Here is a 15974-nt window from a genome sequence, read left to right on the forward strand (position 1 = left end):
GCGAGCGAACGTACGTGAGCGTGGCAATCCATGAAGCTTGTCATATAGACAATTGCTTCGTCGACCTACGGTCTCCTCGCTAATAGACAGTTTTTTAACTTTCAACAGTTATGGGATAACACCCTAGGCTATTAAACCGATGTCTTACATCAATAGTTGAGGTTAGCTAAAAGAATCAATTCGCAATACTCCCATTATCCGAACGAAAAGTTAAGTTTGGAATATTATAGTAGTGAACTAAAAACCTACTGACAAAAGCACCTGCAATTACCGTAATAATAGAGTATTTTATTATACTATAATTAGGATTATAAGCATAAGAATCTAATAATATACTAAATATCCCACCCCATAATATGAATATTTCAAAATTAACTTCTCTAGGTATATACTCCATATTCTTGTCATGCTTACAAATTAAATTCCGCAGTATTATACCAGCACTAGAAGTCAAACACGCAAAACATGGCCCCCAAAACTCTAACGGTTCAATTCTTTGTACAATTACAGTTACAACACCAATTATCATAAAGGATGCTTGCCCTAAAGAATCACAAATAACAAGAGTATTACTCCATATTTTTTGGATAAAACTATCCTCATATAACTGCTTATTATAATAAGCTAGGAGTTTAACGGTAAAGAAGCCAACAAGTACCGTTATAAAAACACGGAAAGTATAATATGGAGTCAAAACAAGATTTATATTATCACCATGGTGTACTATTATAATATCGAGTAAAATACATCCTAATATAGATGGTAACATTGCTAATACAAAAGTACCAAACAACGTAGCATTTGTTTTAGAGGATATAGTGATAGCAGAAATCGCGAATGCTATACTCCCTATAACTCCAATAATATAACACCATTCTGAATCAATAGATTTTGGCAATACAATATGATATATATAGCTTTTAACGATTTTTTTATATTCATCGCTATTGACAAAGTATTTAATTGAATCGTTAAACCGTGCGACTACGTTAAGAGATACAGTTTTCTTACTGAACATTAAATGTACAGGGGTTTTAATACCAGTAGGGATTTCTTCTATTTGATCTTTTTTAATACCGTTTAATGAAAGAGCTACCCCTGAAATTCTGTCAGCAAGAAACCCATCAATTTCATTACGTAGCAGCCCATTAAATAACTCTAGATTACTTCCATATTTAATGATAATATCATTATTATTCACCTGATTTAGGTAATCAGTCGTTCTTGCATCACCATAAACAGCTTTTTTAATTATACCAAGACGGAAATTTAGTAAACGTATCTGAGCTAAAAATTCATTTATATTACTAAAACTCAATTGTTTTTTTGCTGAACGTAAAGTAAATAAGGAAATTTCTTCAAATCGATATGGAAGAGAAAAATTGGCAAAGACTGCTCTCTCAGCAGTATAAGTAGCTCCCGCCACCATATCACTGTCACCATGCTCTATATTTGATATTGCTCGCTCCCACACAGAATCAGCATATTGTATGCCAACGCTAATTTTGCTACTAATACTATTGATTAATTCAATATCTAAGCCAGTAACACAATAGTGACCATTTTTAGCTATATGACTAAATTGGTAGGGTTCTAGTGGATACCAATCAACAAGCAGATTATCTTTATCAGACATTTCTTCAGTACATTGAGTAAAATATTTGTCCTGAATACTAGATAGTTGATTACTACTATCCTCAGGATTAGCAAAGGTAAAAAAGTTTTGCACAATAATAATAATCGGGATGATACTTTTAAGTACTTGCATTTTGCATTAGTTCTCCTAAATTAAGGTCTATTCCAAGTTTTTGCAGCATACATTAATATCACCGTCAAAGAACTTAATATTAAATTCTTGTTTTTTGCTTGCAACAACTTTTGATGTTATAAATTCTCCATTTTCTGATTTAATTACCGCAAAGCCACGTTTTAGTACAGTTTTATAATCTAGACTTGTAAGTAGCAAATTATTTAAATTTAATTGATGCTCATAATTTTTTAACTTAGTGCTAATAGATTTTAGCATATAATTAGATTGATGCACTAATTCTAACGACTGATAATTAACTATTTTTAGAGGATTTAATATTTCTATATTAAGTGAGTCAAGTTTTGCCACTTTAAATCTGAGTAAGTTAGGCAAAGAATCTGTTAATCTAAAACTGAGTTCATCAAGAAGTTGTTGATTATAGTCTATATAAGTAGTTATACTCCTAAAAATGTCAGTATTAGAGTTAACTGCTTGCTGTTCATATTTAACTAGCTGATTAATACGACTGCATAATGCATCATAATACGAACTGATTGTATAATGTAAATTAGAAAGCACAGGTACAGCAAATTCAGCTGCAGCAGTTGGTGTGGGGGCTCGCTTGTCAGCTACTAAATCGATTAAAGTATTATCTACTTCATGTCCAACTGCAGAAATAATAGGAATAGCTGAATTAAATACGCTCCGTACTACTACCTCTTCATTGAAAGCCCACAGATCTTCTATAGACCCCCCTCCCCTTGCAACAATTATAACATCAGGTTTTATATCTTTATCTAATTCATTAAATCCTGAAATAGCACTAGCAATTTCACTTGCAGCATTTTCGCCTTGAACAGCAACTGGCCATATTAGTATATGAGATGGACAGCGGTCATTAATACGGTGTATAATGTCCTTAATTACTGCCCCAGTCATTGATGTAACCACCCCAATCTTATTAGGCAGAAAAGGTAGTGGCTTTTTTTGTTTATTGAATATACCTTCTTTTTCTAATCTCTCTTGCCGCTCCTTGAGAATTTGCATAATAGCACCAAGACCTGCGGGTTCGAGGACTTCTACCGATAGCTGATATCGTGAATTTCCTGCATACCCAGAAAGCTTACCTCTAGCTACCACTTCCATACCATCAATTGGTACAAACTTAATTTTTGCAAGTACAGGACGCCAACAAGTACAGGCTAGAATAGCTGTATTTTCTTTAAGATTAAAGTAACCATGACCAGAAGTTGCTATCTTAAGACCAGAAATTTCCCCCTTTACTCTAATATAACCAAAATTATTCTCTAGCAACTCCTTGATCTTACTAGAAATTTCAGTAACTGAAAATTCCTGATCTACTAGATTAGTAATAAAACTATCTTCTTCTAACATAATGACACTGCTTTAGATAGTGGATTTTGAAAATGATTTTATATAAGCATTTTAAACTAATAAATTCAAGAACAAATAGACAATTAGTAGTATTACCAAGTTTAGTAGTATCACCAGGTGTTAGTAGTATTACCAAGTGTGCAAGTTTAAGTAGGTATAATAGTCCTCAATATTTTAAGGGTGATGTCCACAACTGTTGAAAGTTAAAAAATCGTCATCACGATGAGCTTTGTAAGCCCTAAACCGTCTATTAGCGAGCGAACGTACGTGAGCGTGGCAATCCATGAAGCTCTTGTCAATTGCTTCGTCGACCTACGGTCTCCTCGCAATGACGCCGGGCTATTTTCTTCATAAATCTCTCCTTGCCAAATGTGCATAGTCGTCATACTTTAGTAAATCAATATCATATGGAAAGTTTTTATTCGTTACATAATATTCTAGTACTCGCATCATCCCCTGTTTATGACGATCTAAGTCTTCTTTCGTTAAGTCTATTTCCAAAGTTTGGATTATTGGTTTCGAGCTAGAAATTTTTACATAAGTAACCTGTTTAACGCTATGAACTTTTATAGCAAAACCACCTTCCTGTAACATTAAACCTCCAATGATTAGCTGCGGAGATAATCCGGCTTCTACATCTTTTTTACTCGGTAAACTACCAGTCTTATAATCGATAATGACAGCTGCCCCAAGCTCATCCACCTCAATTCTATCAGCAACTCCAATTATTGTTAATTCTTGCCCTCCAATATTTAACGAAATTGCTCCTCTGCATTCTGAGTAAATATATTGAAAATCACTTCTGCGTTTTTCATCAAACTCAATAAAAGACTCAGCAATAGGAATAAATTTTATTTGCCAAATTTTTTGTGTATAGGTCGGCAGAATAGTATTCTGTAAAATATTATTACTAATTTCCAATATTAATCCAACTTTGTTATTTTCTAACTTATCATAATTTTTAGAATATTGTTCTAAGACCTTATGAACAAAACTACCAAATTCAGATATTTTAGGCTCCTGCCCTATCATATCCTTGCTTCTTAAATTCAAAATCTTCTTAGCATAGAAACTATAAGGATTCCGTACCAACATTTCTATATCAGTAACTGAGATTATCTCAGGAAAAATTGGACTATATACATAACCACTATGATTATGGCTAACCCAATTAGTATTTTTGACGTCATTGCAAGGAGGAGCAAAACCATAATTGTTGAAAGTTAAAAAACCGTCATTGCTAAGCACTGTTGTAAGGCTTAAATCGTCATTGCGAGCGAACGTACGTGAGCGTGGCAATCCATGAAGCTTGTCATATGGATTGCTTCGTCGATCTACGGTCTCCTCGCTAATAGACGATTTTTTAATTTTCAACAGTTGTGGATCGAAGCCTGAACAAAGCAATTCATTTCTATTCACTTCCTTGGATTGCTTTGTCGCTACTAAAGTAGCTCCTCGCAATGACGAACTAATGTTAGTCGGATTAGCTATAACCATATTAACATTATTTGGTACATCCACTAAGTCACTTTCTGATAAATATGTTAAATAATTTTCTGAAATCAAACTTTTCTGTAAAATAAATTGCAATTTTAGTAATAAATTTGATGGTAATAAACCTGATTTACCATTTTGTCTTTTTGCTCTAGTAATTATCACTTGAGCATTATGCAGAAATAAATAGAAATAATATTGATGTATGGTATATCCAGTAGCAATATGTAATTTTTTAAGTGTCTGCTCATTAATCCACTGATTCACAGCTGATGACGAAGCTAAGCTCCCTTGATTAAAGTCGGCTAAAATTACTAGGTCAAATTTAAGTAACATTAAATCTTCAGCTTTACCAATAATTATATTTTTAGAATAATTATCATGTGCAAAATACTTACAACTAAACATTAAAGATTTAAGTAACTCTGGAAACCATTTTTTATTATTTAATGTTAGATTACAATTATTTTTTATTAAGCTAGATAAAAAAGTTGATAGTTTAGAAGCCGGCTGTTCATACCAAATATTTGGATAAAGTTTTTCAGCAATCTTAATCGAGGATTTTAATATTTTAACAAAACTACTGCCACCAAAACTACTACTATTTGTATAAAGTAAGTCTATTAGTTTTTTACACCACTTTATTAATGCATCATCATTGGTTTTTTCTACTAAAGACAGCATCTGACTAGATTGCCGTATAAAACGGTTTTTGCTGCTCATTAATAGCTCTAATTTTGGGACTAATTTACAATTAATAAAAGGATTCTTTAATAGTAAGAATAACTTTTTTATATCAAAATCATTACATAATATTTCACTAACAGAAATTATTAGAGAACTAACTAGCGTTTTTGTTAAATGATCACCCAGTAAATCTTGAAATTCTAAGGAATATTTGGTCAAAGAATTACAGTAAAAACTCTTGGTTGTTTGATTATTAACAATAATAGCTATCTTCTTATCACTATACTGTTTGCAGATCAGGCTTATTTGTTCTGCTTCTTGAAAAATATCCTCAAGCTCAAAATATTTTATGCAATCTATAGACTCGCTAGTTTTTAAATCTTTATAGTCAATTGATGAGAATTTTGTAACGTCGTCTTCGATCACTCGCCTATTATCTATAGGCTTCGCTCCATCGTACCTGCTATCTAATTCTCCTGAATTGACTATATCCTCAAAAATTATCTGATCTAGAATAGAATGATGTTGTTGCTCATTACCTAAAGGCTGAAAATCTGATAAATCTTTATTTAGAGTTGTCAGTAATTTTTTTAGGCTATATAAATAATCTTCTTCAGGCTTATCATATTCTAATAGAGACCTATTACTAATAGGCGGTAAAATTATAAAACCACACGGTGAATTAGCAACATTCTTTAAGAAATTCCATGATATAAGATTGTGACCTATGATGCCCGCTACTATTAAATTGGTATCAGCTCTTTTCAACCTTGCTATCTCTGCTTCCATCATAGTTATTTGATAATTTACACGATCTAGCAATCCTAACAATTCTATCTGTTTTTTCCATTGATGATGGGTATATTTAAGAAATTCATAAATAACATTCCAATGTTTTGATGGATTCATTTTTTCTATTTCATTTACAGAATCTATCGATAAATTATTACAAGCTAGCTGATAAAATAACTCAGCTATTGTTGAACAAAACTGTAAAGATTGTGTTATACTGAATTGTAGCTTAGGGTAATTATGGATGATTTCTGCTAATATAATTCTCTCTTGCAAGAACGTTATAGGTTCTAGAGTTATAGGTTCTAGATTTTCTGATGTAATACCAAATATTTCCTCACCTTCAGCCATAATATTGGAAAAAGGGATAATATTCGGTAAAATCGCAATATTTTGCTTCTTAATCAAAATATTTTGTAAATTTAAACAAGCAAAGCCACTCGGTAATATAATTTTAAGATTGCTAATAGATTCTTTACCAAAATTATCTAGAATAAAATCAGCTACTATATCCAAAAACGATGAAGACGGGTTGACTCTATAAAGGTTCATTAAATTCTCTAATTATATCATACAAATATAATAACATAACTTGACAGCACCACTAATAGCTAAAACTCTTAAAAATTTTGTTTTAGTAAAACCGGCAATTAAAGGAATAAATTTGCCCCATAACGGTATTATCATAAACCAAAGTATAAATATGTTATATTTTAAAAAAAATTGGGAAAATGATTGGTGGTTAGTATGAACCTGTTCATTTTTAGAATAATAAAAAATTTTCAATAAGATCAAACCAAAGAAATAATTTATACTAGTAGCAAATAATGAAGCAATGGTGGCAACAGTAACTATTATTAAATTATTATAAACACCAAATATCCTCATAGAGTGAACGATTAATTCACTATCTAAACTTATAACTAAATTACCTACTAAACTATCAATAAATAATAACGAATATGCCTCAAACTGGTCCATAATTCAAACTGGTTTATAAAAATAATAGGTTTGACAAAATATACCCAATACTATAATTTGCTACCTATAAAATACAATATATTATAATTTAAATTTTCCTGTGAACAAAGCTTTATCTTTAAAAAAACCACTTTTACTATGGTCTCTTGCCACCCTGTTTTTTGCTTTTCAATTTATATTAAGACTCTCAACTGGAATTCTTAGAGAAGAAATTATACAAAAATTTGCCATTGATACCATAGCATTTGGTACGTTTGCTGGATATTATTATCTAGGTTATGCAGGAATGCAATTACCAATCGGCATAATGCTAGATAAATTTAATTTTAGGATTGTCACATTCTTATCTATCTTAGTTACCTCTCTTGGTACTCTAACTTTTGTTGCTAGCACTGATTTTAATTACTTACTCATTGGTAGATTTATGATTGGAGCTGGTTCTGCTGTAGGTTTTTTATCAGTAGCTAAGATTACTAGAAGCTCTTTCCCGGCTAAATACCATTCCTTAATGCTTGGATTCTCCTTTACCTTTGGCTTACTTGGAGCAGTATTTGGCATTACTCCAATGAAGCTATTATTTACACATTTTGGTTATGACGTAACTTTTAATAGTCTAGCTCTAGTTGGATTTATTATTGGACTAATGATTTTATTAGTAAAAACCGATGATATAAGAAGTAATTCTAATACTAGCGACTCCAAATCTTCAATATTGAAGCTCTTATTAAATCCTACTATTTTATTTATTGGAGTTTGTGGTGGTCTAATGGTAGGAGCATTAGAAGGTTTTGCTGATGTATGGGCTATTCCATTCTTCAAACAAGTTTATCAAATGAATGATATGGAAAGTAACTTGGTTACCTCATTCGTTTATATAGGCATGTGTTTTGGTGGTCCAATACTTGCACTTATTGCTAATTTATCAAAATCATCTAATTTTATAATAATAATGACTGGATTGCTAACGGTAGCAATTTTTACTATTCTATTATATTGTCCTTCATTAAATTTCTTTACTAGTAGTTCTTTAATGTTTTTATTAGGAATTTTTTGTTGTTATCAAGTTCTAATTTTTACTGTTGTAGGTAACCTTGTTACAGATAAATCTGCTGGACTTGCTATTGCGATAGTCAATTGCATTAATATGTCATTCGGACATTTTTTCCATAAAATTATGAGTAATTTAATATCTTACAACTGGGATGGTCTACTAAGTGAATCAGCTGTACCTATTTATAGTCGCTTTGATTTTATTATAGCAATTTCTATAGTTCCAATTTGTTGCCTTATTGGAATCACCGGCTTTTACTGCTTGTCCAAAAAGTCAAAAACTCAAATATCAATCAATAGGCTTGTGGAAAAGACTGTTTCAGCTTAAATAGTAATATTTTATAAAATATTACTAATAAAGCTTAGTGCAAATTATAATTGTTGTATACTACATAAACATAACCATTTGTCCTAATAACAAAATGACCAACGAAACAATTAACAAAAATACTTTATTAATAATTGATGGTTATGGATTTGTCTTTAGAGCATACCATGTTCAACCACCATTAACTTCTCCGAGTGGCTTAGCTGTTGGAGCATTGTATGGTTTTACCTCCATGTTGTTAAAACTATTGAACGATTTTAAGCCAGAGCATGCTGTCATTATTTTTGATTCTGGTGGTAAGAATTTTCGTCACCAAATTTATGAGCAATATAAAGCAAATAGACCGCCTACACCAAAGGATTTGAATGATCAATTACCACTTATTCGTCTAGCAGCAAGTAGCCTAAATTTTCCAATAATTGAGAAAGCTGGTTGTGAGGCAGACGATATAATTGCCACTCTAGCCAATAAAGCAACTGCATTACAAGAAAATACTATCATTATTTCTTCTGATAAAGATTTAATGCAATTAATTAATTCGCATACTAAAATGTATGACCCAATAAAAGCAAAATACATATCTGAAGATGACGTGATAGAGAAATTTGGTGTAGAACCAAGTAAGCTCCGGGAAGTAATGGCTTTGATCGGTGATAAGTCAGATAATATACCAGGTGTTCCAAGCATTGGTCCTAAAACTGCTGCAACACTTATAAAACAGTTTGGTTCGTTAGCAGAACTTTTAAACTCTCTCGATCAAATCAGTAATGATCGTCAAAGGGAAATCATTAGCTCCTCAAAGGATCTAGCATTAATTTCCTGGCAGCTAGTTGGTTTAGATTATAATGTTAATATAGACTTGGATTTTAGTTTATTGCAATATAGCCCCCCTGATAGTAGACAAATCTCTGACTTTCTAGCAGAATATGGTTTTAAATCTCTAAACAAACGCGTGGAAAATTTATTCCAAATACAAATTACCAATGAATCTTTGCCTATTAAGCAAGTCATAGTTCAGGAGATATCTTCTAAACAACAGCTTGATTCTGTGATGATTAAAGCTGAAGAGCATGGGGTCGTCAGTATTTATCTATCAGATCATCTAGGACAAAATCCTTCTATAATTTTATCGATTGATGATAAGTGCCACAACATTAAGTTTATAGCTAGAACCCCTAGCAATATGTCTGATTTACTGTCTGATGATTTTCGCCAAAATTATCTGCATCAATGGTTTATACCTGATATTCTCAAATTGCTAAAAAATAAGTCTATTAAGAAAATCACTTATAAACTAAAATCATTATTAAAATTCTTTGTCGATAGTGAAATATACTCATGCGAAGATCTAGAACTAATGCAATATCTGATATCTGCTGGTAAACCTCAAAGAAACCCGTTTGATTCGGTGAAAAAGGATAATTTAGAAGCCATGGCAGAAATAATTACTAGCTTTAGCACTGACTATCAAAAACTATTGTTAGAGTTAAAGGATCATCATGCCTTAGCACTATACAAAGAAACTGATTTACCTTTATGTTATATAATAGATAAAATGGAGAAAGCTGGGATTAAAATCGATTCACAGTATCTTAAACAGCTATCAAGTGAATTTGGTAATGAAATTACTAAATTAGAGCAGGAAATTTTTACCATTACTGGTACAAAGTTTAACATTGCCTCGCCAAAGCAACTGGGAGAAATTTTGTTTGAGAAAATGCAACTACCCTTTGGTAAATTATCATCAAAAGCTAAGTCTTATTCTACTAGTGCAGAAATACTTGAAAAAATTAGCGAGAGTGGTTTTGCTATTGCCGATTTATTATTAAAATGGCGTCATTTAACTAAATTAAAAAATACTTATACGGATAGCTTACCCCTGCAAGTAAATCCAATAACTAATAGGGTACATACCACATTTTTACAAACTTCAACTAGCACTGGTAGGCTTAGTTCTCAAGATCCGAACTTACAGAATGTGCCAATTCGCTCGAAAGAAGGCAACAGAATCAGAGCAGCTTTTATTGCAGAATATGGGCATAAATTAATTTCAGCTGACTATTCACAAATTGAACTCCGAATCTTAAGTAGCATGGCAGATATACCCTCCTTAAAGCAAGCTTTTGTTAATGGTGAGGATATACATAGTAAAACAGCTTGTAATATATTTAAAATTACCGAAAAAGATTTAACACTAGAACATAGGCGTAAAGCAAAAGCTATAAATTTTGGTATTATTTATGGTATCAGTAGCTTTGGACTAGCAAAACAGTTAAATATTAGCTCTTCACAAGCAGCAGAATACATAAAAAAATATTTTGAAGAATACCCGGAAATTCAAAAATATATGGAATATATAAAAAACTATGCCAAGGAACATGGTTATGTCCTAAACCTATTCGGACGGAAATGTTTTATTCCCTTAATCCATGATAAAAAACACTCCCTACAGCAATTTGCCGAAAGGGCAGCAATCAACGCTCCAATTCAAGGAACTAGTGCAGACATCATAAAAGTGGCAATGATTGATCTTGACCGTAAGATACGGAAATTAAAATTAAGAACCAAACTAATTCTACAAATCCATGACGAGTTACTTTTTGAGTCTCCTATTGATGAAATAGAAGTAGCCAGTCAGCTAATCAAAACCACTATGGAGAACTCACCCAAATTAGCTATTCCACTTATTGTTGAAACCAAGGTAGGAGATGATTGGCTAAATACACATATTCTCAACTAACTGCACAAATTGTTAAAACAACTTTTGAGTTTGAAGGAAACTAAGGAAACACAAGAAGTACGGACGGTCAAGTAGCCTAGGATGAATCCTAGACTACTCTTTTTTGTCCTATTTCTTCCTGACTTCCGCAGATTTTTTGATATTAGTTGTTATAAGTGGCATTAGTAAGGAGGTGAAGTGGTACTCTCGTTCTGTTGTGCCTAGTAGATATTTTATTATTGACTTTAACTGCGATGTTGTTTATTATTTAATTAATTGAATATAGCCCCATATTTTATAGCCCTAATATGTACATACGTCGTAAAAAAACTCCTAATAGTCCAAGGCAATCTATTCAAATAGTGGAAGGTTATCGTGATAGTAAAGGTAACGTCAAACAGCGTATAGTACGTCATTTAGGAGTCTTCATAGATGAAGTAGAAGAAGCTAAATTAGTTGCCCTAGCACAAGATTTGATTGCCAAGATTAAAGCTGAGAGAGAAGCTGCAATTGGGCAGAGGAATTTGTTTACTGATGATACTAACGAGGTTAAAAGAGGTCGTCCAACTAACAAGTTGTTAAAAGATATTCTACCTGTTAACGAAGTAAAACTAAATGAGGTTGTAGAAGTCAAGCGAGTTGTTGAAGGAGTGCATCAAATAGGGGGGCATGTTTATGATCAAATGCATTTTAACCAGTTACTAGCAAGGAAACGTGACGCTGGGATGCTGAAGGATTTAGTGTTAGCCCGTATGGTAAGACCAAATAGTAAAAAAGGGATAGTTGAGTATTTAAGCGATCAATTTGACAGGCATCATGATCTAGATGCTACTTATCGGATGATGGACAAATTACATGAGCAAATACCTAAAATTAAAGAATTATGCTTTAAAAACACCCTAACCCTGATTCCTAATAAAGAGATTAGCCTAGTATTTTTTGATGTCACTACACTATACTTTGAATCAGTAGAAATAGATGAGCTAAGAGCCTTTGGCTATAGTAAAGATCATCGCTTTAATACTACCCAACTAGTTCTTGCCCTAGCAACTAATGAGGATGGATTACCACTTGGCTATGAGCTGTTTAGTGGTAATACCGCAGAAGTTAGCACCTTAATTAAATCAATTAACAGCTGGCAAGCGTATCTTAAAGTTAAAGATGTCTGTTTTATTGCTGATCGTGCAATGTTTAGTAAAGCTAACTTGCAAGCTCTCGATGAAGGTGGTTATCGTTATATTGTGGCAGCAAAGCTTAAAACACTCAAGAAAGAAAAGAAAGAAGAAATATTATCAGAGGAAAACTATAAGCCTACTGTTATAGGCAATGATCTTACTTGGATTGCCGATCTAGAGCATGATGGTAAACGTCTAATTACCAGTTATAAATCTAAAAGGGCTATTAATGATGCACAGGAGCGACAAAAAATTTTAGATAAAATTAATAAGACTATTGGTGAGTCTGGTAGTACTAAAAAACTTATATCTAATAGTGGAGTAAAAAAATATACTTCTAGTGAAAATGGCAAGAGCTATATTGACGCAGAGAAGATAGAGCAGGATGCGTTGTGGGATGGCATACATGGGGTAATCACCAATGACCAAACTATAACTCCACATGAAGCAATAGCAAAATATGCTAGATTATGGGTAATTGAAGAGCAATTTAGAATCAATAAACATAATTTACAAATGCGTCCAATTTTTCACTGGACTAAACAAAGGATAGAAGCACACATAGCTGTGTGTTATATGAGTTTTGCAGTGCTTAAAACTATAGAATACAAGGTTGCTCTGACCCAAAAGATCAGTGTAACTAACATCGTTGAATTATTAATATCAGTACAGGCTTCAATCTTAAGACATACAAAGACTGGTGATCTTTATAGACTACCAAGTGCAATAAAAAACGAAGCTAGAAAAATCTATAAAACCTTTAACATCAAGCGTTCAGACCATGCTGAAATATATTTAAAATAACAAAATAATGTTGTGCCTAAATTTTAAAAATCCTAGCACTATGAGCCTTCTAAGCTTATGCCTTATTAAAAAATGCGGAAGTCGGGGGCAACACAAGAAGTACGGACGGTCAAGTAGCCTAGGATGAATCCTAGACTACTCTTTTTTGTCCTATTTCTTCTTTTTCTTAGCAGTCTCACACTCACAGGCGATGTTAAAAGCAACAGAATTCATATGTGATTTAACATCTTGAGAACCAGCGATTACCCCTCCTAATGCCCAACTCATTTTATTAGCATCTATGCTACCTAACAATTTTTTTGTCTCGTTATCTTTTATATTAATTTTTGCGTTAAAGTAAGAGCTACCAGCACCAAAACCAATTAGTGTACGCATAACAGCATTACCCTCAGAATACTTAGTTATTTTTCCATCAATAAGTATAGCCCTATCTGTAGAGTCAACATTCCGTTGAACTTTGTCGAATAATTTTTTAGATTTAATTGAACTTGCTATCATATCGGCAAATCTCTTACCTTCTGATATAACATGTGGATCATTAGAAGATTTGCTAGTACCATCCTTAAAATCATTAATAATTATGTAATCATAATTACTAAAATCCACCCGACTCTCTGATGTTTGTGCGTTACGTATACTTGATGTACTACCACAAGATGATAGCATTATTGTTAAAATTAAAAAGATAATATTTTTCATAACTCCTCAATGTAACTTAATATATAAAGTGTATATTGACAAGAGATATTTAACAAAGAAAAATATTATCAGTTGGAATATGGTTTAGATAATTGATATTACTGCAGAAGAAATATTATACCCCCCCCCTTTTTTCAACTGGCTCTATTCCATATAGTGATACCATTCGCTCAAGGACTCTTCCAACAGTAGGAGCTGCAGTCCAGCCAGCAGTAGCAAAGCCAAAAGATTCTTTTGTTCCTTTTGGTTCATCAAACATTATAAAAATAATATATTGGGGATCAATGGCTGGTAATAAACCTAAAAATGATGACATTCTGCTATTCTTAAGATATTTTTTCTTGCCATGCCCATCTGAAGTTAATTTTTCAGCAGTACCAGTTTTACCACCGACAAGATATCCTTTAACATCGGCTCTACGTCCTGTCCCTTCTTTTACCACCAAACGAAATAACTCACTCATTTGTTTAGAGGTTTTTTCACTAAAAACACGCGTGCCAACAAGACGATCATCGTGCCTTTTGATTAGAGTCAGATCATATAATATCCCTCCATTTACTATTGGCAATACTGCTTGCATAAAGTGTAAAGGGCTAATTGAAATGCCATAACCATAGGCCATGACAGCAGTAGTAAGATCACTCCACCTCTTGTCAGATGGAAACAAAGGAGTACCTCTCTCTGGTAACTCAATTTTAAGCTGATCTAGTAAACCTAATTTCTTTAAATAGTTTTTAAAATCATTCTTCCCAACTTCAAGCATAATTTGGCTAACACCAATATTTGATGAATGCAAGAAAATTTCTGGAACACTGTGCCACCCTTGCCTTGGATGATAATCTTTGATATTAAACCCCCCTACCTTCATATAACTAATATCATAAGCATCGTTCATTGCTATAGAATCAGTATCAAAAGCTACGGCCATAGTCAAAGTTTTAAATACAGACCCCATCTCATAGATACCAAGACTTGCCATATTAAACAGTTCTTCTGGCTTTGCTCTACTAGGATAATGTGGATTAAAATCCGGCTTACTAACAATAGCTAAAATCTCACCATTATTAGGATTGACAATTATTCCCACCGCTCCTATTGCACTAAACTCCTTTAATGTCCTATCTATTTCTTCACTTAGGATATTTTGTAATCTTACGTCTATAGATAGTTCAAGAGGTTTTTTAAGTTGATCCGGCTGTATAAAGTCAGAATTAGTTAGAAACTTATCATAGGTTCTTTCTAATCCAGCAAGACCAACCAAATCCCTACCCACATATCCTATAATATGTGACAATAAATTGGAAAAAGTATAGATTCTTTTTTGTTCTTGTTCAAAACTAAAACCTGGCATTCCCAAATTTGATATCGCCTCTTGCTCTTTTGGCAATAAATCCCTTTTGATCCATACGAAACTTTTATTACTTTGTAGCTCTGCAAGTAACTTCATTTTATCAATCTCAGGCAATATCTTGGATAATCTTTCTAAACATTGCGAAGGATTAATTACTTTCTGTGGATTGACAAACAATGAGGAGGAAGGTAAATTTACTGCTAATAAGTTACCATTACGATCTACTATCTCTTTCCTAAAGTCACTATTTTTTACTTGATATTCTGGCTTAACATAGCCATTGGTCGCAACAATTATTAAGCGATATGATAAACCACAAAAAAACATAGCAAAACAACAGCTAACTATTAATAATCTGATTTTGGTATTGTTAGCACCTACATCCCATAAAATAATACTACCAAAATTTTTCTTCATCTTAGTTAGAGTATTTTTTAGAAATACCAATAAAAATATATCGTTACCCATCTACATACTGCTGCTAATGGCTTATTAGTATGTTATTCTGCGAAAGTAGCGTATCTATAATAGACCTCTTGTGCAATTCTACTTCTGCTGGTAATTTGGACGTCGATCCGATACTCGAATCCTCACGTACATTTGAGTACGCTGCGGTTCTGCGTTCCGTGTCTCCTACAAATTCCCTAGCACAAGCGAATTTCACAAGAGGTCTAATACTGAATAGTCTTTCAAGGTGTTTTTTTAGATTCCGCACCGAAACAGGATAACATCTTTTTTTCCATGTAAGT

10 protein-coding genes and 1 pseudogene are annotated in these 15974 nt (G+C 32.7%); 4 read left to right on the forward strand and 7 right to left on the reverse strand.

Annotation, left to right across the window (positions count from 1 at the left end; genetic code table 11):
* Window positions 1-175 precede the first annotated feature (175 nt).
* A complete protein-coding gene (locus AAGD45_RS06975; protein WP_341761195.1) occupies window positions 176-1768 on the reverse strand; it encodes a transporter substrate-binding domain-containing protein in 1593 nt (530 codons plus the stop codon).
* A 27-nt stretch (window positions 1769-1795) separates the two neighbouring features.
* Window positions 1796-3145 carry an exodeoxyribonuclease VII large subunit gene (gene xseA, locus AAGD45_RS06980; RefSeq protein WP_341761196.1) on the reverse strand — a complete coding sequence of 450 codons (1350 nt, stop codon included), beginning with the start codon at window positions 3143-3145 and terminating at the stop codon, window positions 1796-1798.
* Window positions 3146-3177: 32 nt separating this feature from the next.
* Here xseA and AAGD45_RS06985 point away from each other — a divergent pair, with 32 nt between their 5' ends.
* On the forward strand, window positions 3178-3345 hold the full coding sequence (locus tag AAGD45_RS06985) for a hypothetical protein (protein ID WP_341761197.1): 168 nt from the start codon (window positions 3178-3180) through the stop codon (window positions 3343-3345).
* A gap of 148 nt (window positions 3346-3493) precedes the next feature.
* Here the strand turns inward: AAGD45_RS06985 and AAGD45_RS06990 are convergent, their stop codons facing one another.
* Window positions 3494-6670 (reverse strand): PD-(D/E)XK nuclease family protein, encoded by a 3177-nt coding sequence (locus AAGD45_RS06990; RefSeq protein ID WP_341761198.1) that lies wholly within the window; start codon window positions 6668-6670, stop codon window positions 3494-3496.
* Between the two features lie 12 nt (window positions 6671-6682).
* Complete coding sequence (locus tag AAGD45_RS06995) at window positions 6683-7099, reverse strand: DedA family protein (protein ID WP_341761199.1); 417 nt, start codon at window positions 7097-7099, stop codon at window positions 6683-6685.
* 100 nt (window positions 7100-7199) lie between these two features.
* Here AAGD45_RS06995 and AAGD45_RS07000 point away from each other — a divergent pair, with 100 nt between their 5' ends.
* The 3 genes from AAGD45_RS07000 (at window position 7200) to AAGD45_RS07010 (ending at window position 13175) form a co-directional block, all read left to right on the forward strand.
* The gene (locus AAGD45_RS07000) at window positions 7200-8477 is read left to right on the forward strand and encodes an MFS transporter (protein ID WP_341761200.1); all 1278 of its coding nucleotides are present in this window, start codon (window positions 7200-7202) and stop codon (window positions 8475-8477) included.
* 94 nt (window positions 8478-8571) lie between these two features.
* A complete protein-coding gene (gene polA, locus AAGD45_RS07005) occupies window positions 8572-11217 on the forward strand; it encodes a DNA polymerase I (protein ID WP_341761201.1) in 2646 nt (881 codons plus the stop codon).
* 287 nt (window positions 11218-11504) lie between these two features.
* Entirely contained in the window at window positions 11505-13175 is a 1671-nt protein-coding gene (locus AAGD45_RS07010; protein ID WP_341760830.1) for an IS1634 family transposase, read from the forward strand.
* Window positions 13176-13325: 150 nt separating this feature from the next.
* On the opposite strand, the gene AAGD45_RS07015 is transcribed toward AAGD45_RS07010, so the two are convergent.
* The 3 genes and pseudogenes from AAGD45_RS07015 to AAGD45_RS07025 form a co-directional block, all read right to left on the reverse strand.
* The gene (locus AAGD45_RS07015) at window positions 13326-13874 is read right to left on the reverse strand and encodes a DUF4410 domain-containing protein (protein ID WP_341761202.1); all 549 of its coding nucleotides are present in this window, start codon (window positions 13872-13874) and stop codon (window positions 13326-13328) included.
* Between the two features lie 115 nt (window positions 13875-13989).
* A complete protein-coding gene (locus AAGD45_RS07020; protein ID WP_410521065.1) occupies window positions 13990-15693 on the reverse strand; it encodes a peptidoglycan D,D-transpeptidase FtsI family protein in 1704 nt (567 codons plus the stop codon).
* 61 nt (window positions 15694-15754) lie between these two features.
* A pseudogene (locus AAGD45_RS07025) lies at window positions 15755-15898 on the reverse strand (palindromic element RPE1 domain-containing protein); the annotation flags it as partial.
* Window positions 15899-15974: the final 76 nt, after the last annotated feature.

This window comes from Candidatus Tisiphia endosymbiont of Thecophora atra (genome assembly GCF_964026395.1).
In the GTDB taxonomy this organism is placed as follows: Bacteria; Pseudomonadota; Alphaproteobacteria; order Rickettsiales; family Rickettsiaceae; genus Tisiphia.